This window comes from Streptomyces sp. NPDC057424 (assembly GCF_042803315.1).
GTDB lineage: Bacteria > Actinomycetota > Actinomycetes > Streptomycetales > Streptomycetaceae > Streptomyces.
Genome location: NZ_JBHVCP010000044.1, coordinates 49,632 through 68,630, shown reverse-complemented (window position 1 = coordinate 68,630; position 18,999 = coordinate 49,632). Strand labels below are relative to the sequence as shown.

The window sequence follows — 18,999 nt, the reverse complement described above, 5'->3', positions numbered from 1 at the left end:
AGCCTCGAAGGCTCGGGCCACACCCGTCGGCGTCGGAACCGGATCAGGGCAGCTGCGCCGCCCGCGCTTCCCGCCGGTTGTCGCGGAAGTTGTTCACCCGCCGGGCCGTCGCGAACAGCGGAATCACCGCTCCCATGACCAGCTGGAGTGCACAGCCCGTCTGCAGCAGCAGCTGACCGCTCGGGGCGTCGAACGCCCACGCCGCCAGCAGACCCATGCTCAGCACGATCCACGACAGCATCGCCACCGCGAGCCGCCCCCGCGGCTTCGGGTACTCCACGCGGCTCACCATGAGCCACGCCGTCCCCAGGATCGCCATCAGTGTCGCCACGAAGGGGAGCTCCAGCAGCACGATGGACACGACCGTCAGCGCGCCGAACGGCGACGGCATGCCCTGGAACGTGCCGTCCTTCACGGTGACGCACGAGAAGCGGGCAAGCCGCAGCACCACCGCCAACAGCACAACGATCGCGCCCACCGCCGCGACCCGCTCGTGCGCGTCCCTCGCGACCATGCCGTACACGAGCACGAAGTACGCGGGCGCCAGACCGAAGCTGATCAGATCGGAGAGGTTGTCCAGCTCCGCACCCATCGGCGACGACCGCAGCTTGCGGGCGACGAGGCCGTCGAACAGGTCGAAGACGGCCGCGCACAGCATCAGTATGACGGCCGTGGCCGCGCTGTTGCGGGCCATGCCCGAGTCGTCGCCGGAGAGGTGCGGGATGAGGATGCCGGTGGTGGTGAAGTACACCGCCATGAAGCCGCAGGTGGCGTTGCCGAGCGTCAGGGTGTCCGCTATCGACAGGCGAAGAGAGAGGGGCATCTCCTCTTCTTCGTCCACCTCGTCGGCCTCCGGGACCCAGCCGGCCTTGGTATCAGGATCAATCACGGTCAATGCGAGTCACCCCAGCCACGGTCTTCTGTCCCACCTCGACCGCGACCTCCACGCCCTCGGGCAGGTAGAGGTCGACGCGCGAGCCGAAGCGGATCAGGCCGATCCGCTCGCCCTGCTCGACCTTCGTGCCCTGGGGCACGTAGGGAACGATGCGGCGGGCGACCGCGCCGGCGATCTGGATCATCTCGATGTCGCCGAGCTCGGTGTCGAAGTGCCACACGACACGCTCGTTGTTCTCGCTCTCCTTGTTGAAGGCGGGAACGAAGCCACCGGGGATGTGCTCGACCGACGTCACCGTGCCGGCCAGCGGCGCGCGGTTGACGTGGACGTTGAGCGGGCTCATGAAGATCGCGACGCGAGTGCGGCCGTCCTTCCACGGCATGATGCTCTGCACCACACCGTCGGCGGGCGAGATGACCCGGCCCTGGGTGATCTCACGCTCGGGGTCGCGGAAGAACCACAGCATCCCCGCCGCGAGCGCGGTGGCGGGAACGGCGACGGCCTTGGCGGCGCCGGAGCGCCGGGCCCGGGCCAGGCTGAGGGCTGCGGTGGCGACGGTCGGCAGGAGCCACGGCGATGCTCCGCGCGCGAGGCGTACGCCGGCCCGGCTGTCGCGTGGTGCAGAGGTTTGGCTGTGGGGCATGGATGACCTTCGTAGCGGATGATGCCGCACTCTGACGGGGGACGGCGGCTTTCCGGCGATCGTAGCGGCTCGGGGCCGTAACTGGGTAAGCCAGGCAGCCGAGTCGGCGGCAGAAGAGTGCTGACGGGGTGTGATCTTCTTCTCCAAGAAAACACCCCGTATCCGGACATCTAGCCCTGGAATCGATACTCTTCGAGCAGCCGCCTGCCGATGATCATTTTCTGGATCTCGGCGGTACCTTCACCGATGAGCAGCATCGGAGCCTCACGGTAGAGGCGCTCGATCTCGTACTCCTTGGAGAAGCCGTAGCCGCCGTGGATCCGGAAGGCGTCTTCGACGACCTCCTTGCAGTACTCGGAGGCGAGGTACTTCGCCATCCCGGCCTCGAGGTCGTTTCGCTCCCCGGAGTCCTTTTTGCGTGCTGCGTTCACCATCATCGCATGGGCGGCCTCGACCTTGGTAGCCATCTCGGCCAGCTTGAACTGGATCGCCTGGTGCTGCGCGATCGGCTTCCCGAAGGTGTGACGCTGCTGCGCGTACTGGACGCCCAGTTCGAACGCACGCTGAGCGACGCCGCAACCACGCGCCGCCACGTTGACGCGGCCGACCTCCACGCCGTCCATCATCTGGTAGAAACCACGGCCGGTGACCCCGCCGAGCACGCGATTCGCAGGAATCCGCAGGCCATCCATGATGAGTTCGGTGGTGTCGACCCCCTTGTAACCCATCTTGTCGATCTTGCCGGGGATGGTGAGGCCGGGGCGCACCTCGCCGAAACCGGGCTCCTTCTCGACCAGGAAGGTGGTCATCGACTTGTGGGGCGCGGTGCCCTCGGGGTGACCTTCGTCACTCTTTACCAGAACGGCCACCAGCGACGACGTTCCGCCGTTCGTCAGCCACATCTTCTGGCCGTTGAGGACGTACTCCTCGCCGTCCTTCACCGCCTTCGACGTGATCGCCGACACGTCCGAGCCGAGGGCCGGCTCCGACATCGAGAACGCGCCCCGGATGTCACCGGCCGCCATCCTCGGCAGGAAGTGGTCCTTCTGCTCCTGCGTGCCGTGCTGCTTGAGCATGTACGCCACGATGAAGTGCGTGTTGATGATGCCGGACACCGACATCCACCCGCGGGCGATCTCCTCCACGCACAGCGCGTAGGTCAGGAGCGACTCGCCCAGGCCCCCGTACTCCTCGGGGATCATCAGGCCGAACAGGCCCAACTCCTTCAGCCCGTCGACGATCTGCTGCGGGTACTCGTCGCGGTGCTCCAGCTCCGTGGCGACCGGAAGGATCTCCTTGTCCACGAAGTCCCGGACGGTGGACAGGATCTCCTGCTGGACGTCCGTCAGACCGGCCGTCTGGGCGAGTCGCGCCATGGCTACTTCTCCTGCTCCTTGAGCTCGGGGCGGCCGGGCTGCTCGCCGCCGCGCTCCTTGATGTACGTCTCGGTCGGCACCATCACCTTGCGGCGGAACACACAGACCAGCGTGCCGTCCTGCTTGTAGCCCTTGGTCTCGACGTGGACGATGCCGCGGTCGTTCTTCGACTTCGACGGCCACTTGTCGAGCACCGTCGTCTGGCCGTAGAGCGTGTCGCCGTGGAAGGTCGGCGCCACGTGCTTCAGCGACTCGATCTCCAGGTTGGCGATCGCCTTGCCGGAGATGTCCGGCACGGACATGCCGAGCAGCAGCGAGTAGATGTAGTTCCCGACGACGACGTTCTTGCCGAAGTCCGTCGTCTTCTCCGCATAGTTCGTGTCCATGTGGAGCGGGTGGTGGTTCATGGTGAGGAGACAGAACAGGTGGTCGTCGTACTCCGTGACCGTCTTTCCCGGCCAGTGCTTGTACGTCGCCCCGACCTCGAACTCCTCGTAGGTGCGCCCGAACTGCATCGCACTCAGCGCCTTTCTAGTCGGTGGGGATCTCGAACTTGCTGGTGCGCTGCATGCCGGCGGCACGGCCCTTGCCGGAGATGACCAGGGCCATCTTGCGGCTGGCCTCGTCGATCATCTCGTCGCCGAGCATCGCGGAGCCCTTCTTGCCGCCCGCCTCGGACGTGTAGTAGTCGTACGCGTCCAGGATCAGCTCGGCGTGGTCGTAGTCCTCCTGCGACGGCGAGAAGATCTCGTTGGACGCCTCGACCTGGCCCGGGTGCAGCACCCACTTGCCGTCGAAGCCGAGGGCCGCGGCGCGCTGGGCGACCTCGCGGTAGCCGTCGATGTTGCGGATCTGCAGGTAGGGGCCGTCGATCGCCTGGAGGTTGTTGGCGCGGGCGGCCATCAGGATCTTCATCAGGATGTAGTGGTAGGCGTCCGCCGGGTAGCCGGGCGGCTGCTCGCCCACCACCAGCGACTTCATGTTGATGGACGCCATGAAGTCGGCCGGGCCGAAGATGATCGTCTCGACGCGCGGCGAGGCCTGCGCGATCTCGTTGACGTTGTTCAGGCCCTGCGCGTTCTCGATCTGCGCCTCGATGCCGATCTTGCCGACCTCGAAGCCCATCGTCTTCTCGATCTGCGTCAGCAGCAGGTCCAGGGCGACGACCTGCTGGGCCGTCTGCACCTTCGGCAGCATGATGCAGTCGAGGTTCTGGCCGGCACCCTCGACGACCGTGACGACGTCGCGGTACGTCCACTCGGTCGTCCAGTCGTTGACGCGGACCACCCTCGTCTTGCCCGTCCAGTCGCCCTCGTTGAGGAACTTGACGATGGTGTGCCGCGCCTCGGGCTTGGCGAGCGGGGCGCACGCGTCCTCCAGGTCGAGGAAGACCTGGTCCGCCGGGAGGCCCTGCGCCTTCTCCAGGAAGCGGGGGTTGCTGCCCGGTACGGCCAGGCAGGAACGCCGCGGGCGGAGACGGTTGACGGTCATGCGGGGACCTCCAGAGGGTCGAGCTTGTTCGCTTTCCGGATCTCGTCGACGATGCGGCCGATGATTCCGGTGATGTCGAAGTCCTTCGGGGTGAAGACCGCGGCCACTCCGGCTGCCCTGAGCTGCTCGGCATCACCGTTCGGGATGATGCCACCGGCGATCACCGGAATATCTGTGGCACCCGCCACACGGAGCCGTTCGAGCACGTCCGGCACCAGCTGGGCGTGCGAGCCGGACAGGATGGACAGGCCCACCGCGTGCACGTCCTCGGCGAGGGCCGCGTCCACGATCTGCTCGGGCGTCAGCCGGATGCCCTGGTAAACCACCTCGAAGCCGGCGTCCCGGGCGCGCACGGCGATCTGCTCGGCGCCGTTGGAGTGCCCGTCCAGGCCCGGCTTGCCGACCAGGAAGCGCAGCTTGCCCACGCCCAGGTCCTTGGCCGTGAGGTCGACCTTGCGGCGCACCAGGGCGAGCGTGCTGCCCTCCTCGACGGGGACGGCCACGGGCGCGGAGGAGACGCCCGTGGGGGCCCGGAACTCGCCGAACACCTCGCGCAGGGCCCCGGCCCACTCGCCGGTCGTCGCCCCCGCGCGGGCGCACTCCAGGGTGGCCTCCATGAGGTTCTCGGTGCCGCGCGCTGCCTCCTTCAGCCGTTCCAGCGCCTTGCAGGGCCGCGGGTGGTTGAAGGGCGGCTGGTAGCGGCTGTCGCGCCACTGCTGGAGCGAGGCGATGACCCGGGCCTCGACCGCCGGGTCGACCGTCTGGATCGCGGTGTCCAGATCGGCGGTCAGCGGGTTCGGCTCGGTGCCCTCGAAGATGTTGACGCCGATGATCTTCTCCTGGCCGGACTCGATCCGGCCCCGGCGCTCGGCGTGCGAGGCCACCAGCTGCGACTTGAGGTAGCCGGACTCGACGGCCGCCATCGCGCCGCCCATCTCCTGGATGCGGTCGATCTCGGCGAACGCCTCCTCGACCAGCTGGCCCACCTTCGCCTCGATCACCTTCGAACCCTCGAAGATGTCCTCGTACTCCAGCAGATCGCTCTCGTACGCCAGCACCTGCTGGATGCGCAGCGACCACTGCTGGTCCCAGGGGCGGGGCAGGCCGAGGGCCTCGTTCCAGGCGGGGAGCTGCACGGCACGCGCGCGGGCGTCCTTGGAGAGGGTGACGGCCAGCATCTCCAGGACGATCCGCTGGACGTTGTTCTCCGGCTGTGCCTCCGTCAGGCCCAGGGAGTTGACCTGGACGCCGTAGCGGAAGCGGCGCTGCTTGGGGTTCTCGATGCCGTAGCGCTCACGGGTGATGCGGTCCCAGATGCGGCCGAACGCCCGCATCTTGCACATCTCCTCGACGAAGCGGACGCCTGCGTTCACGAAGAAGGAGATGCGCGCGACGACGTCGCCCATGCGCTCCTGCGGCACCTGGCCGGAGTCGCGCACGGCGTCGAGGACGGCGATCGCGGTGGACATCGCGTACGCGATCTCCTGGACCGGTGTGGCGCCCGCCTCCTGCAGGTGGTAGCTGCAGATGTTGATCGGGTTCCACTTCGGGAGGTGGGAGACCGTGTACGCGATCATGTCCGTCGTCAGGCGGAGCGAGGGCCCCGGCGGGAAGACGTGCGTGCCCCGGGACAGGTACTCCTTGACGATGTCGTTCTGGGTCGTGCCCTGGAGCTTGGTGATGTCCGTACCCTGCTCCTCGGCGACGACCTGGTAGAGCGCCAGCAGCCACATGGCGGTGGCGTTGATCGTCATCGAGGTGTTCATCTGCTCCAGGGGGATGTCCTGGAACAGCCGGCGCATGTCACCGACGTGCGCGATCGGCACGCCGACCCGGCCGACCTCGCCGCGGGCGAGGACGTGGTCGGAGTCGTAGCCGGTCTGCGTCGGCAGGTCGAACGCCACCGACAGACCTGTCTGGCCCTTGGCGAGGTTGCGCCGGTACAGCTCGTTGGACGCCTCGGCCGTGGAGTGACCGGCGTAGGTGCGCATGAGCCACGGCCGGTCCTTCTCCCGCTTGCCTTCAGTGGGCTGACGCTCAGTCATGCAGCGCTCCTCAGATGTTCCGGAAGCGGTTGATGGCGTCGATGTGCTGGGCGCGCTTGGCCTCGTCGCGCACGCCCAGGCCCTCCTCGGGGGCCATGCACAGCACGCCGACCTTGCCCTGGTGGAGGTTGCGGTGCACGTCGTAGGCGGCCTGGCCGGTGTCCTGAAGGGAGTACACCTTCGACAGGGTCGGGTGGATCTTGCCCTTCGCGATGAGCCGGTTGGCCTCCCAGGCCTCGCGGTAGTTGGCGAAGTGCGAGCCGATGATCCGCTTCAGCGACATCCACAGGTAGCGGTTGTCGTACTCGTGCATGTAGCCCGAGGTCGAGGCGCAGGTGGTGATGGTGCCGCCCTTGCGGGTGACGAAGACACTCGCGCCGAAGGTCTCGCGGCCGGGGTGCTCGAAGACGATGTCGATGTCCTCCCCGCCGGTGAGCTCGCGGATGCGCTTGCCGAAGCGCTTCCACTCCTTCGGGTCCTGGGTGTTCTCGTCCTTCCAGAACTTGTAGCCCTCGGCGTTGCGGTCGATGATCGCCTCGGCGCCCATCGAGCGGCAGATGTCCGCCTTCTGGTCGCTGGAGACGACACAGATCGGGTTGGCGCCGCCGGCCAGCGCGAACTGGGTGGCGTAGCTGCCGAGTCCACCGCTCGCGCCCCAGATCAGGACGTTGTCGCCCTGCTTCATGCCGGCGCCGTTGCGGGAGACCAGCTGCCGGTAGGCGGTGGAGTTGACCAGGCCGGGGGCGGCGGCCTCCTCCCACGACAGGTGGTCGGGCTTCGGCATCAGCTGGTTGGACTTGACCAGGGCGATCTCGGCGAGGCCGCCGAAGTTGGTCTCGAAGCCCCAGATGCGCTGCTCGGGGTCGAGCATCGTGTCGTTGTGGCCGTCGCTGGACTCCAGCTCGACGGACAGGCAGTGCGCGACGACCTCGTCACCGGGGCGCCAGGCGTTGACGCCCGGGCCGGTGCGCAGGACGACGCCCGCGAGGTCGGAGCCGATGATGTGGTACGGCAGGTCGTGGCGCTTGGCCAGCTCGTTGGTGCGGCCGTAGCGCTCCAGGAAGCCGAAGGTGGACAGCGGCTCGAAGATCGACGTCCACACGGAGTTGTAGTTCACCGAGGAGGCCATGACGGCCACCAGCGCCTCGCCCGGGCCGAGCTCGGGAAGCGGCACCTCGTCCAGGTGGATCGACTTGCGGGGGTCCTTGTCGCGGGTCTCGAGGCCCGCGAACATCTCCGTCTCGTCCTTGTGCACGGTGATCGCGCGGTACGACTCGGGGAGCGGGAGGGCGGCGAAGTCCTCCGACGTGGAGTCGGGCGACTGGATCGCGGCCAGGATGTCCTTAACGGTCACGGTGTTGCCTCCGGCGGTGAGCGCCCTGAGGGAGGGGCGCCGATGGTTTCTTCGGTGCTGCTGAGGGTTGAGGGTGTGCCGTCGGTTCGGCGGTGGTGCTGTTCGGCAGCGCTGGGTGGCGCGGGAGGTTGCCTGTGACGCAGGCGCCCGGGCGAGCAGGCGGGTGAGCTTGCTGGGACGTCGCCCGGACCTCTTCAACGTATGACACCGCGTGTCACCCCGCAAGGCACTGAGTGCCAGAAGTTGACCTCAGATGAAATCTTTACGTAACAAATGAGCGATGATCGATCGAATGGCCTCTGTGAGAGCCTGCAAAACGGCCCCTGACATGCCAAAACGGCCACCCCGTGGGGTGGCCGTCATCACACAGGTGAAGGGGGCTCAGCGCTCCTTGAGCGCCTGCTCGATGGTCCGCATGACCTCGTCCAGCGGCGCGTCGGTGCGGGCGACCGTCACCAGCACCTCGCCCTGCGCCGAGGCCGTGGCCGCGGCCGGCTGCGGTTCCGTGGAGCGCCCGGCCCCGATACCCGTGCCGAAGGTCTTGCGCACGATCGCGAAGGCGTGGTCCAGCTGCGCCTCCACGTCCCCCTGGCCGCCCGCGCGCAGCCAGCGCCGCAGCACGTGGTTGTGAGCCGTGACCACCGCGGACGCGGCGACCTCCGCCAGCAGCGGATCGTCGTTGGCGTCGTCGGCGTGCGCGCGCTCGTCGAAGTGGCCGAGGAGATAGCGGGTGAAGAGGCGCTCGTAGCGGGCCACCGACGCGATCTCCGCCTCCCGCAGGGTGGGCACCTCGCGCGTCAGCTTGTAGCGGGCGACCGAGATCTCCGGCCGCGCCGCGTACATCCTCATGACTTCCTTGATGCCGCGGCACACCGTGTCGAGCGGATGCTCGTGCGCGGGCGCGGCGTTGAGCACCGCCTCGGCGCGGATCAGGGTGTCGTCGTGGTCCGGGAAGATCGCCTCTTCCTTGGAGCGGAAGTGGCGGAAGAAGGTGCGGCGGGCGACCCCGGCCTGGGCCGCGATCTCGTCGACGGTGGTCGCCTCGTACCCCTTGGTCGCGAACAGTTCCATCGCGGCGGCCGCCAGTTCCCGGCGCATCTTGAGCCGCTGGGCGGCGGCGCGGGAGCCGGCGGCGCTCTCCGGCGCGTCGGCCGTAGCTGGTGTACGTGAGGACTTGGCGGGCTGGGGCATGCCCTGAACGTACTGCATGTGCGCAGCTCGGTGCGCATGACCTGGTGCTCCCCGGGGCCCGGGGGGCGGGGGAGGGGCGGGCCGTCCGGCCGGGTGGAACCGGTCCGGGCCGAGCAGGCCGCCCCACTCCGCGCCGGGCCGGAACCAGTCGCCGGGACGTTCAGCGCTTGGCATATTCGCGGAAGCCACGGCCGGTCTTGCGGCCGAGGCAGCCCGCGGCCACCAGGTGCTCCAGCAGCGGGGCCGGAGCGAGCCCCGGGTCGCGGAACTCGCGGTGCAGGACCTTCTCGATGGCGAGCGAGACGTCCAGCCCGACGACGTCCAGCAGTTCGAACGGGCCCATCGGGTATCCGCCGCCCAGCTTCATCGCCGCGTCGATGTCGTCGAGCGTCGCGTAGTGCTCCTCCACCATCTTGATCGCGTTGTTGAGGTACGGGAACAGCAGCGCGTTCACGATGAACCCGGCGCGGTCACCGCAGTCGACCGGGTGCTTCCTGATCCGGCCGCACACCTCGCGGACCGTCGCGTGGACGTCGTCGGCGGTCAGCACCGTGCGGACGACCTCGACCAGCTTCATGGCCGGCGCCGGGTTGAAGAAGTGCATGCCGATCACGTCCTGCGGGCGCGAGGTGGCCCGGGCGCAGGCGACGACCGGCAGCGACGAGGTCGTGGTGGCCAGGATCGCGCCCGGCTTGCACACCTTGTCCAGGGCCGCGAACAGCTGCCGCTTGACCTCCAGGTCCTCGGCGACCGCCTCCACGGCCAGGTCGACGTCGGCGAAGTCGTCGTAGGTGCCCGTGGCGGTGATGCGGTCCAGGGTCTCGGCTGCGGCCTCGGCGGTCATCCGGCCCTTGTCGACCGAGCGGTTCAGGGACTTGCCGATCCGGGCCTTCGCCGTCTGCGCCTTCTCCGTGCTGCGGGCGGCCAGGACCACCCCGTACCCGGCCTTGGCGAAGACCTCGGCGATACCGGAGGCCATGGTGCCCGAGCCCGCGACGCCGACCGAGCGGACCTCGCGGCCGGGAACCAGGTCGCCGCCCTCCAGCGGGGTCAGCGCGTCCCGCACCACGGCCGGGCTGCCCGGCGCCTCGTACGTGTAGAAGCCGCGCCCCGCCTTGCGGCCGGTCAGGCCCGCCTCGCTGAGCTGCTTGAGGATCGGGGCCGGGGCGTGCAGCCGGTCGCGGGAGGCGGCGTACATGGCCTCCAGGACCGTGCGCGCGGTGTCGACACCGATCAGGTCCAGCAGCGCCAGCGGGCCCATGGGCAGCCCGCAGCCCAGCCGCATCGCGGCGTCGATGTCCTCGCGGGAGGCGTACTTCGCCTCGTACATCGCGGCCGCCTGGTTGAGGTAGCCGAACAGCAGGCCGTCCGCGACGAATCCGGGGCGATCGCCGACCGCGACGGGCTCCTTGCCCAGGTCGAGCGCGAGGTCGGTGACCGCCGTGACGGCCTCCGGCGCGGTCAGCACCGAGGAGACGACCTCGACCAGCCTCATCGCCGGGGCCGGGTTGAAGAAGTGCAGGCCCAGCACCCGCTCGGGGCGGGACGAGTCGGCGGCCAGGCGGGTCACCGACAGGGCGTTGGTGCCCGTCGCCAGGATCGTCCCGGGGCGCACGATCCCGTCCAGCTCCCGGAAGATCTGCTGCTTGACCTCGTACGACTCCGGGGCCACCTCGATGACCAGGTCGGCATCGGCCGCGGTGCCCAGGTCGGCGGAGGTGCGGACCCGGCCGAGGATCTCGGTGCGCTCCTGCTCGGTCAGCCGCCCGCGCTCGACGCCACGGGCGGTGGAGGCCTCCAGGGCGGCGACGCACTGCGCGGCCTGGGACTCGCTGATGTCGATGCCGACGACCGTGCGGCCGGCCTTGGCGAGGACCTCGGCGATGCCGGTGCCCATCGTGCCGAGGCCGACGACGGCGATGGTCTGCAGCGGGGACTGGGACGGGTCGGAAAGGGGAGTGGCCATCGCGGGACTCCAGGATGAGGGTGACGACGGGGAACGCGCTCCGGGTGCGCCGAAGGCGGCCCGGCGGAAGCCGGACCACGGGCGCACCGGGTGCGTGAGAGTGCGGGTGTTGGCCGGGCTGCGAAGCGCACACGCCCGGTGCCGCGCCGCGGGCGTGCACACGCCCGGGGTGAACGGCGGGTCCGACCGGCCCTGTCCCGGGGCCGAGCCGTACTGCGGTACCTGAGGCACCGAACCGACTGCTCCCGCGACAGCCGCGTCACCAGACCACCGCGAGGAAATGCGAGTGGGTAACTCGCTCGTCTGAGCTTAACCGGCGGGTAACGAGCGCGCCAGCCCTCGGGTTTGTGATGTACGTCCCCGCGCGGCTCGCGCCGCCCCTAACCTCTGAGTCATGGACGAAGAGTTGCGATCACTCACGGAGCGCTTACGGCAGGAGTCGGGGGCCCCGCCCGCGTTCGAGCGGCTCGTGGCGACCGACGACCTCGACGCCCTGGCAGCGGTGCTGACCGAACCCGGGCAGCACCTGTGGGCGAGGGAGCTGGCCGCGTTCCGGCTGGGGCTCGCGCGGGACCGGCGGGCCTTCGAGGCCCTGGTGCTGCTGCTCAACCACCGTGACCCACCGCGCTGCGCCTCCGCCGCCCATGCCCTCGCCCGGCTCGGCGACCCCCGTACCGCCCGGGCGGCCGCCGCCCTGGCCACCAACGAACTGCGGGTCGCCTACGCCCTGCACCCGGTGCGGCTCCTGGTCGAGCTGCGCGCCCCGGAGGCGGTGCCGGCGCTGATCACCACGCTCCAGCGGCGCCTGCGCCCGCACGACCCGTACCGCCGCGTGGCCCTCGCCTGCGTGGACGGCCTCGGCACGCTGGGCGACGTCCGGGCCAGATCCGTCCTGAACGAGGCCCTCGCGCATCCGGCGCTGGCCGAGGCGGCGGTGCGGGCGCTGGGGCGGATTCCGAAGCGGAGGTGACGTCAGCGGGGGAGCGCCCTGGTGTACCGCACCTCGGGGACCGCGACCCCGTCCACCTCGAAGGGCTCCTCGGCGCCGTCCGCCCGGAAGCCGGCCCGTTCGTAGAAGCGGCGGGCCCGGTCGTTCTCCTTGAGCACCCACAGGAGGATACGGCCGTGGCCCGCGGCGGTGCAGCGCGCGAGGGACTCCGTGAGCAGCGCCTGACCGACGCCTCGTCCCACCTGGTCCGGGTGGACGTAGATGGCGTACAACTCGGCGTCCCCGGTGAGGACTTCGCCCTCCCGGTACCGGCCGTGGCACGCCCAGCCGAGGAGCTCGCCCCTGGCGTCCTCGGCCACCAGGTTCACCACACTGCCGTCGCCCTGCGAGAGGTACGTACGACGGCGCTCGGCGTCCTCCTCGAGGCTGAGCCCGTCCAGGTACGACTGCGGGATCAGGCCCCGGTAGGCGCTCTGCCATCCGCGGGTGCGGATCTCCGCGACGCGGTCGCAGTCGGCGATCGTCATCTCCCGAACGCGCAGGCCGCTCATTCCGGCACCACCGCGAACGCCTCGACCTCCAGCAGGAACTCCGGCCGGACCAGCGCGGCGACCTGCACCGCCGAAGCGGCCGGCAGCCGGTCGTCGGGTATGTGCTCGGCGCGGGCCGCGCGGATGGCGGGCATGTGGGCCATGTCCGTGACGAAGTAGGTGAGTTTGACGACGTCGTCGAAGGTCGCACCGGCGGCCGCCAGGCAGCGTCGGAGATTCTCGAAGACCTGGCGCGCCTGCGTCGCAGGGTCGCCCTCGCCGACCAGCCGCCTGCGCTCGTCGAGCGCGAGCTGGCCGGAGATCGCCACGAAACGGCCCGTGCCGATGACGGCATGGCTGTACTGGGCCGCGGCCGCGACGCCGTCGGGGGCGGGGATCCTCGTCAGCTCACTCATGGGTCCATGGTGGACCATGGGACTGACAGCGCCCGTCCCCGACGGATCGTCAGCCGTTCAGTGACGGAAGCCGAGCAGGCCGTGCAGCGCCGAACCGTTCGGGGAGGCCGACGCCCCCCTTGCCGAAGCCGAAGCCGAAGCCGAAGCCGAAGCCGCAGCCGCGGGCTTCGGGTCGGGCAGCGCCTCGCACACCGCGTCCGCCTGGCCGTGGCCGCGCGGCACGGTGCCGTCCGTCAGGTACGCCGCCAGGTGCCGGTCCAGGCAGGTGTTGCCGCTCAGCGTGATGCCGTGGTTGCCGCCGCCCTCCTCGACCACCAGGCTGGAGCGGGCCAGCAGACGGTGCACGGTGACGCCACCCTCGTACGGGGTGGCCGCGTCGCCGGTCGCCTGGAACAGCAGGACCGGCGGCAGCTTGCCGTTGGCCACGTTCACCGGGCGCAGCGAGTCCGCAGGCCAGAACGCGCACGGCGCGTTGTACCAGGCGTTGTTCCAGGTCATGAACGGCGCCTTCTCGTACACCGCCCAGTTGTCCTTGCGCCACTGCCGCCAGTCGCGCGGCCAGTCGGCGTCCCGGCACTGCACCGAGGTGTAGACGCTGTAGCCGTTGTCGCCGGAGGCGTCGACCGCGCCGAAGTTCTCGTACGCCTCGACCAGCGGCTCGGGGTCCTTGTCGTTCACGTACGCCGCGAACGCCTCCGCCAGGCTCGGCCAGTAGCCGTTGTAGTAGCCGCCCGGGATGAAGGTGTCCTCCAGCTCCGAGGCGCCCACCGTGCCGTCCGCCGGCTTCTTGGCGAGGGCCGCGCGCATCGCGTACCACTTCGCCTCGATCTTCTCCGGATCGGTGCCGAGCCGGTACGTCGCGTCATACTTGGCGACCCAGGCCAGGAAGGCGCGGTGGCGGTCGTTGAAGGCCACGTCCTGGTTGAGGTTGGCCTCGTACCAGACGTCGGTCGGGTCGACGACGGAGTCCAGGACCAGGCGCCGGACCCGCTCCGGGAAGAACTTGGCGTAGACCGCGCCCAGGTAGGTGCCGTAGGAGTAGCCGAAGTAGTTGATCTTCTTGGCGCCCAGGGCCTGCCGGATGGCGTCCATGTCGCGCACGGCGCTGGTGGTGTTGATGTACGGCAGGAGGTGCCCGTACTTCTTGCCGCAGGCCGCGGCGAAGGACCTGGCCCGGTCGAGGTTGGCCTTCTCGATCGCGGGCGTCGTCGGCAGGGAGTTCGGGCGGACCGGGCCGAAGTGGCCCGGCTTGCAGTCCAGGGCGGGCTTGCTCGCCCCCACGCCGCGCGGGTCGAAGCCGATGACGTCGTACTGGGCCGCGACCTTCGCGGGCAGCGAGGACGCGACGAACCCGGCGAGCGTCAGCCCGCTGCCGCCGGGACCGCCGGGGTTGACCAGCAGCGGGCCCTGGTAGGTCCGGGCGGTGTGCGGGACGCGGGACAGGGCGAGGGTGATCTTCTCCCCGTGCGGCCTGCGGTGGTCGAGCGGCACCTTCAGGGACGCGCACTGGAGCGTCGGGTAGTTCTCGGTGGCGCAGCTCTTCCAGGCGAGCTTCGTGCTCTGCGTGGTGTTCGCGGTGCCGGGTGCGCTCGCCTCGGCGGGAACGGCCGTGAAGGTCCCGGCCATGACGACGGCGGCGCCGCACAGAGCGGCTGCGCGTTTTCTCATGGAGTCCTCCCAGGACGGCGGGATGAAGGACCGCGAGGGTCGCCGTCCTCGCCGCATCGTCCCGGAAACCGGTCCCGGAAGAACTCATTCCGTCAAACTCATGACCCAATTGGATCTTCGGATGCGCTCGAATGCTCGTAAAAGGTGCCGGTCTCGCATTCTCCGGGTGACTCGACGTCTCCTAGAGGAGCGAGAGTTGGGTCGGTCCCGCCATCGGCGGCTCCCCAGCCGGCCCGGTGGGCCGGATCCGCCGCGGCGTCTGCGCGCGCGTGGGCCCGATGCCGTACTCCTCGGCCAGTTCGTGCACCTGACGGGTGATCCGCCGCTGGTACCACTTCGGGGCGTAGGAGCCCTCCGCGTACAGCCGCTCGTAACGGGCCACCAGATACGGATGGTGCTGCCCCAGCCAGGCCGTGAACCACTCGCGGGCGCCGGGCCGCAGATGCAGCACCAGCGGTGTCACGGACGTGGCACCGGAGGCCGCGATCGCCCGCACGGTGGCGCGGAGTTGGGCGGGCGTGTCGCTCAGGAAGGGGATCACCGGTGCCATCAGCACCCCGCAGCCGATGCCGTGTTCACCCAGGGTGCGGACGACCTCCAGGCGCCGGTCCGGCGCGGGCGTGCCCGGCTCGACGGTGCGCCAGAGCTCCTGGCCGGTGAAGCCGACCGACACGGAGATGCCGACGTCGGTCACCTGAGCCGCCTGCTTGAGCAGCTCCAGGTCGCGCAGGATGAGCGTGCCCTTGGTGAGGATCGAGAAGGGGTTCGCGTGGTCGCGCAGCGCCGCGATGATGCCCGGCATCAGGCGGTAGCGGCCCTCGGCGCGCTGGTAGCAGTCGACGTTCGTGCCCATGGCGATGTGCTCGCCCTGCCAGCGGCGCGAGCCGAGCTGCCTGCGCAGCAGCTCCGGCGCGTTGACCTTGACCACGATCTGGCTGTCGAAGCCGAGGCCCGTGTCGAGATCCAGGTAGCTGTGCGTCTTGCGCGCGAAGCAGTACACGCACGCGTGCGAGCAGCCCCGATAGGGGTTGACCGTCCACTGGAACGACATCCGTGAGACCGCCGGCACCCGGTTGATGACCGACCGGGCCCGGATCTCGTGGAACGTGATCCCGCGGAACTCCGGCGTGTCGAACGCCCGGGTCGTGACCGCGTCCGCGCCGAACAGCGCGGCATCGGCCCGGCTGTGTTCGGAGTCCACTGTGAGGTTCTCCCAGCGCATGACGCCTCCTCGATAGCACTGGGCCACAGAATAGAACACATGTTCCCTTGATCGTGCGAGGATGTTTTCCGGCCGTGTTCGACCGGGTTGCGCCACCCCGATTTGGGGGGCCGGGCAGCGGAGTGGTTGGCTTGCCCCGACCCCCGAGCAACCATGTCCTGGAGGAAAGCGATGGCGCAGGTCGAGGCCACTACGGAGCGGATCGTCGCGGCGGACGCGGAGACGGTGTTCGACGCCCTCGCCGACTACAGCGGCACGCGCGCGAAGCTGCTGCCCGAGCAGTTCAGCGAATACGAGGTCCGGGAGGGCGGTGACGGGGAGGGCACCCTCGTGCACTGGAAGCTCCAGGCCACCAGCAAGCGCGTGCGCGACTGCCTCCTGGAGGTCGGCGAGCCGACCGACGGCGAGCTCGTCGAGAAGGACCGCAACTCCTCCATGGTCACCACCTGGCGGGTCACCCCGGCCGGCGAGGGCAAGTCCCGGGTCGTCGTGACCACCACCTGGACCGGCGCCGGCGGCATCGGCGGCTTCTTCGAGAAGACCTTCGCGCCCAAGGGTCTCGGCCGGATCTACGACGCGATGCTCGCCAAGCTCGCCGCCGAGGTCGAGAAGTAGCCCGCCCCAAGAGTCAAACCACCGGGGGGTGTTGCGCCCCTCACCGGTTCGAGTGATCTCCGTACGGCTCGCTCCTGTGCCGTAACTCGTCGCGCTTGCTCGTAGTTGTCGCTTTTACGCGGGAATTGCGCGGCAGCGCGACGAGGGGAGCGGTGAGTGGGCGGGATCACTCTGGCGCAGGACGAACCGGCGGTGGCACCTCCCGACACCCCCGCACCACCGCCGGATCCGGACACCCGACCCAGCCCGCGCCGGGTGCGGTTGATCTTCTTCGCTCTCATGCCGGCCCTGCTCCTGGCCGCATTGGAGCAGATGATCGTCGCCACCGCGCTCCCGAAGATCGTCGGTGAACTGCACGGCCTGGACCGGATGTCCTGGGCGATCACCGCCTACCTGCTCACCGCCACCGTCGGACTGCCGATCTACGGCAAGCTCGGCGACCTCCTCGGTCGCAAGGGCGTCTTCCAGTTCGCGATCGTCGTCTTCATCGCCGGCTCCGCGCTCGCGGGCCGGGCGCAGACCATGGACCAGCTGATCGCCTTCCGTGCCCTGCAGGGCGTCGGCGCGGGCGGCCTCATGATCGGCGTCCAGGCGATCATCGCGGACATCGTGCCGCCCCGGCAGCGCGGCCGCTACATGGGTCTGATCGGCGCCTCCTTCGGCCTCGCCTCCGTGGCCGGACCGCTGCTCGGCGGCTACTTCACGGACCACCTCTCCTGGCGCTGGTGCTTCTACGTCAACGTCCCCTTCGGCCTGGTCACCCTCGCCGTCGTCGCCGTCACGCTGAAGCTGCCCAAGCCGGCCGTCAGGGCCCGGCTGGACGTCCTCGGCGCGCTGCTGCTGACCGCCGCCTCCACCTGCCTGGTCCTGCTGACCAGTTGGGGCGGCACCGAGTACGCCTGGGACTCGCGCATGATCCTCGGCCTCGCGGCCGGAGCGGCGGCGGCGACCGTCCTCTTTCTCGTCACCGAGCACTTCGCCGTCGAACCCCTGATCCCGCTGCGGCTGTTCAAGGACTCCGTCTTCAACGTCACCGGCCTGGTGGGCCTGGTGATCGGGGTGGCTCTCTTCGGCGCCACCAGCTATCTGCCGACGTACCTGCAGATGGCCGACGGGGCCTCCGCCACCGAGTCGGGCCTGCTCATGCTGCCGATGATGGCCGGCATCGTCGGCGCCTCGGTCATCGCCGGCCAGCTCATCAGCCACACCGGCCGCTACAAGGTCTACCCGATCCTCGGGGCTGCCCTCTCCGTCGCCGGCATGTGGCTGCTGTCCCGCCTGGAGGTCGGCACGCCCCGGCTGCACTACGGCATCTGGATGGCCGTCCTCGGTGCCGGCATCGGCATGGTGATGCCGGTTCTGATCCTCGCCGTGCAGAACTCCGTGCGCCCCGGCGACCTCGGCACCGCCACCAGCGCCAACAACTACTTCCGGCAGATCGGCGGCAGCGTCGGCGCCGCCGTCTTCGGCACGCTGTTCGCCGACCGGCTCACCGACGCCCTCGCCGAGCGCCTGCCCCCGAGCACGGGCACCGGGCTCCCGGACCCCGAGTCCATCACCCCGCAGCTCGTGCACGCACTGCCCCCGGTCCTGCGCGACGGCTACATCCGGGCGTATGCCGACGCCATGCCGCGGATCTTCCTCTACCTGGTGCCGGTGCTCGTCCTCGGACTGGTCATCGCCCTCTTCCTCAAGGAGAAACCCCTGGTGTCCCACAACGCCTCCGTCACCGATCCGGACACGGCGCCGGGGAACGCCCCGATCCCGCAGGCCCGCGCCGCGTACGCCGCCGGCGTGCCCGTGTGCGGCTCGGTGCAGCACCACGACGGGACCGTCGTGCCCCGCGCGGCCCTCACGCTCATCGACGTCACCGGGCAGCAGACCGGACGCGGCGCGAGCGGCGAGGACGGGCGCTACGCGCTGGCCACCCCGGGCCCCGGCTCGTACGTGCTGATCGCCGCGGCCGGCGGCCATCAGCCGCAGGCGGTCACCGTGACCGTCGGCGAACGCCCCGTCGAACTCGACATCGTCCTCGGCGGCGCCGGAAACCTGATCGGCACCGTGGTCACCGCCGACGGCACACCCGTACGGGACGCCACCGTCACGCTCACCAACGTGCACGGCGAGGTCGTGGCCACCACCCGCAGCGGCCGGGAGGGCGGCTACGTCATCACCGAACTCGTCGCCGGCGAGTACACCCTGGCCGCCAGCGCGCCCGCCTTCCGCCCGGCCGCGCTCCCCGTCACCGTCCAGGCCGCCCGCGAGACCCGCCGGGACATCGAACTCGCCGGCGGCGCCGTGCTGCGCGGCACCGTCCGGGCGGGCGGCGGCCGACCCGTCCAGGATGCGCGCGTGACGCTGCTCGACGTGGCGGGCAACGTCGTCGACACCCTCACCACCGGCGCCGACGGCACGTTCCGCTTCGTCGACCTGTCCTCCGGCGAGTACACCGTCATCGCCGCCGGCTACCCGCCCGTGGCCACCGTGCTCCAGGTCGCCGGAGGAGGCCGTACCGAGCGGGATCTGCAACTGAGCCACGAGGACTGAACGGGCAGCGGCGCGCGGGGTCGTACGCCGGGGCGCACCCCGCATGAGCAATTCCCGGATTGCCTCACATCGCCGACTGCGGGAGCCGTAC

16 protein-coding genes are annotated in these 18,999 nt (G+C 69.9%); 3 read left to right on the top strand and 13 right to left on the bottom strand.

All coding sequences use genetic code 11. The features are described 5' to 3' along the window. Positions 1-43 precede the first annotated feature (43 nt). The 9 genes from pssA to ACFU3E_RS28560 form a co-directional block, all read right to left on the bottom strand. Positions 44-823: a CDP-diacylglycerol--serine O-phosphatidyltransferase gene (pssA, locus tag ACFU3E_RS28600; RefSeq protein WP_384164277.1), complete on the bottom strand. Its 780-nt coding sequence runs from the start codon at positions 821-823 to the stop codon at positions 44-46. Between the two features lie 58 nt (positions 824-881). Further along, the gene (locus tag ACFU3E_RS28595) at positions 882-1,538 is read right to left on the bottom strand and encodes a phosphatidylserine decarboxylase (RefSeq protein ID WP_003994082.1); all 657 of its coding nucleotides are present in this window, start codon (positions 1,536-1,538) and stop codon (positions 882-884) included. 170 nt (positions 1,539-1,708) lie between these two features. Then, positions 1,709-2,914 (bottom strand): acyl-CoA dehydrogenase family protein, encoded by a 1,206-nt coding sequence (locus ACFU3E_RS28590; RefSeq protein ID WP_384164251.1) that lies wholly within the window; start codon positions 2,912-2,914, stop codon positions 1,709-1,711. Positions 2,915-2,916: 2 nt separating this feature from the next. Then, positions 2,917-3,429: a MaoC family dehydratase gene (locus ACFU3E_RS28585; protein WP_351315258.1), complete on the bottom strand. Its 513-nt coding sequence runs from the start codon at positions 3,427-3,429 to the stop codon at positions 2,917-2,919. Between the two features lie 16 nt (positions 3,430-3,445). Then, on the bottom strand, positions 3,446-4,405 hold the full coding sequence (locus ACFU3E_RS28580) for a CoA ester lyase (protein WP_190903385.1): 960 nt from the start codon (positions 4,403-4,405) through the stop codon (positions 3,446-3,448). Then, the gene (locus tag ACFU3E_RS28575) at positions 4,402-6,450 is read right to left on the bottom strand and encodes a protein meaA (RefSeq protein ID WP_384164246.1); all 2,049 of its coding nucleotides are present in this window, start codon (positions 6,448-6,450) and stop codon (positions 4,402-4,404) included. The genes ACFU3E_RS28580 and ACFU3E_RS28575 overlap by 4 nt, the downstream gene beginning before the upstream one ends. 10 nt (positions 6,451-6,460) lie before the next feature. Next, a complete protein-coding gene (ccrA, locus tag ACFU3E_RS28570; protein WP_384164243.1) occupies positions 6,461-7,804 on the bottom strand; it encodes a crotonyl-CoA carboxylase/reductase in 1,344 nt (447 codons plus the stop codon). A 381-nt stretch (positions 7,805-8,185) separates the two neighbouring features. After that, positions 8,186-9,013 (bottom strand): TetR family transcriptional regulator, encoded by an 828-nt coding sequence (locus ACFU3E_RS28565; protein ID WP_384164240.1) that lies wholly within the window; start codon positions 9,011-9,013, stop codon positions 8,186-8,188. Between the two features lie 142 nt (positions 9,014-9,155). After that, positions 9,156-10,961 (bottom strand): 3-hydroxyacyl-CoA dehydrogenase family protein, encoded by a 1,806-nt coding sequence (locus ACFU3E_RS28560; RefSeq protein ID WP_384164237.1) that lies wholly within the window; start codon positions 10,959-10,961, stop codon positions 9,156-9,158. Positions 10,962-11,355: 394 nt separating this feature from the next. Here ACFU3E_RS28560 and ACFU3E_RS28555 point away from each other — a divergent pair, with 394 nt between their 5' ends. Continuing rightward, positions 11,356-11,931 (top strand): adenylosuccinate lyase, encoded by a 576-nt coding sequence (locus tag ACFU3E_RS28555; protein WP_384164234.1) that lies wholly within the window; start codon positions 11,356-11,358, stop codon positions 11,929-11,931. A gap of 2 nt (positions 11,932-11,933) precedes the next feature. Here ACFU3E_RS28555 and ACFU3E_RS28550 read toward each other — a convergent pair whose 3' ends face one another. From ACFU3E_RS28550 to ACFU3E_RS28535, 4 genes are all read right to left on the bottom strand, one after another. Then, entirely contained in the window at positions 11,934-12,461 is a 528-nt protein-coding gene (locus ACFU3E_RS28550; RefSeq protein ID WP_384164231.1) for a GNAT family N-acetyltransferase, read from the bottom strand. Further along, a complete protein-coding gene (locus ACFU3E_RS28545; RefSeq protein WP_384164228.1) occupies positions 12,458-12,856 on the bottom strand; it encodes a RidA family protein in 399 nt (132 codons plus the stop codon). The genes ACFU3E_RS28550 and ACFU3E_RS28545 overlap by 4 nt, the downstream gene beginning before the upstream one ends. 57 nt (positions 12,857-12,913) lie before the next feature. Then, positions 12,914-14,524 (bottom strand): alpha/beta hydrolase, encoded by a 1,611-nt coding sequence (locus ACFU3E_RS28540; protein WP_384164225.1) that lies wholly within the window; start codon positions 14,522-14,524, stop codon positions 12,914-12,916. Positions 14,525-14,705: 181 nt separating this feature from the next. Continuing rightward, complete coding sequence (locus ACFU3E_RS28535; RefSeq protein WP_384164222.1) at positions 14,706-15,746, bottom strand: Rv2578c family radical SAM protein; 1,041 nt, start codon at positions 15,744-15,746, stop codon at positions 14,706-14,708. Between the two features lie 171 nt (positions 15,747-15,917). On the opposite strand from ACFU3E_RS28535, the gene ACFU3E_RS28530 reads away from it, so the two are divergent. Further along, positions 15,918-16,361 (top strand): SRPBCC family protein, encoded by a 444-nt coding sequence (locus ACFU3E_RS28530; protein WP_031106739.1) that lies wholly within the window; start codon positions 15,918-15,920, stop codon positions 16,359-16,361. A 156-nt stretch (positions 16,362-16,517) separates the two neighbouring features. Then, positions 16,518-18,908 carry an MFS transporter gene (locus ACFU3E_RS28525; protein WP_384164218.1) on the top strand — a complete coding sequence of 797 codons (2,391 nt, stop codon included), beginning with the start codon at positions 16,518-16,520 and terminating at the stop codon, positions 18,906-18,908. The last annotated feature ends 91 nt before the right edge of the window (positions 18,909-18,999 follow it).

Coding starts and splice junctions, on each gene's coding strand:
- pssA (WP_384164277.1), bottom strand. CDS start 823: ATGCCCCTCTCTCTTCGCCTGTCGATAGCGGACACCCTGACGCTCGGC.
- ACFU3E_RS28595 (WP_003994082.1), bottom strand. CDS start 1,538: ATGCCCCACAGCCAAACCTCTGCACCACGCGACAGCCGGGCCGGCGTA.
- ACFU3E_RS28590 (WP_384164251.1), bottom strand. CDS start 2,914: ATGGCGCGACTCGCCCAGACGGCCGGTCTGACGGACGTCCAGCAGGAG.
- ACFU3E_RS28585 (WP_351315258.1), bottom strand. CDS start 3,429: ATGCAGTTCGGGCGCACCTACGAGGAGTTCGAGGTCGGGGCGACGTAC.
- ACFU3E_RS28580 (WP_190903385.1), bottom strand. CDS start 4,405: ATGACCGTCAACCGTCTCCGCCCGCGGCGTTCCTGCCTGGCCGTACCG.
- ACFU3E_RS28575 (WP_384164246.1), bottom strand. CDS start 6,450: ATGACTGAGCGTCAGCCCACTGAAGGCAAGCGGGAGAAGGACCGGCCG.
- ACFU3E_RS28565 (WP_384164240.1), bottom strand. CDS start 9,013: ATGCAGTACGTTCAGGGCATGCCCCAGCCCGCCAAGTCCTCACGTACA.
- ACFU3E_RS28560 (WP_384164237.1), bottom strand. CDS start 10,961: ATGGCCACTCCCCTTTCCGACCCGTCCCAGTCCCCGCTGCAGACCATC.
- ACFU3E_RS28555 (WP_384164234.1), top strand. CDS start 11,356: ATGGACGAAGAGTTGCGATCACTCACGGAGCGCTTACGGCAGGAGTCG.
- ACFU3E_RS28550 (WP_384164231.1), bottom strand. CDS start 12,461: ATGAGCGGCCTGCGCGTTCGGGAGATGACGATCGCCGACTGCGACCGC.
- ACFU3E_RS28545 (WP_384164228.1), bottom strand. CDS start 12,856: ATGAGTGAGCTGACGAGGATCCCCGCCCCCGACGGCGTCGCGGCCGCG.
- ACFU3E_RS28540 (WP_384164225.1), bottom strand. CDS start 14,524: ATGAGAAAACGCGCAGCCGCTCTGTGCGGCGCCGCCGTCGTCATGGCC.
- ACFU3E_RS28535 (WP_384164222.1), bottom strand. CDS start 15,746: ATGCGCTGGGAGAACCTCACAGTGGACTCCGAACACAGCCGGGCCGAT.
- ACFU3E_RS28530 (WP_031106739.1), top strand. CDS start 15,918: ATGGCGCAGGTCGAGGCCACTACGGAGCGGATCGTCGCGGCGGACGCG.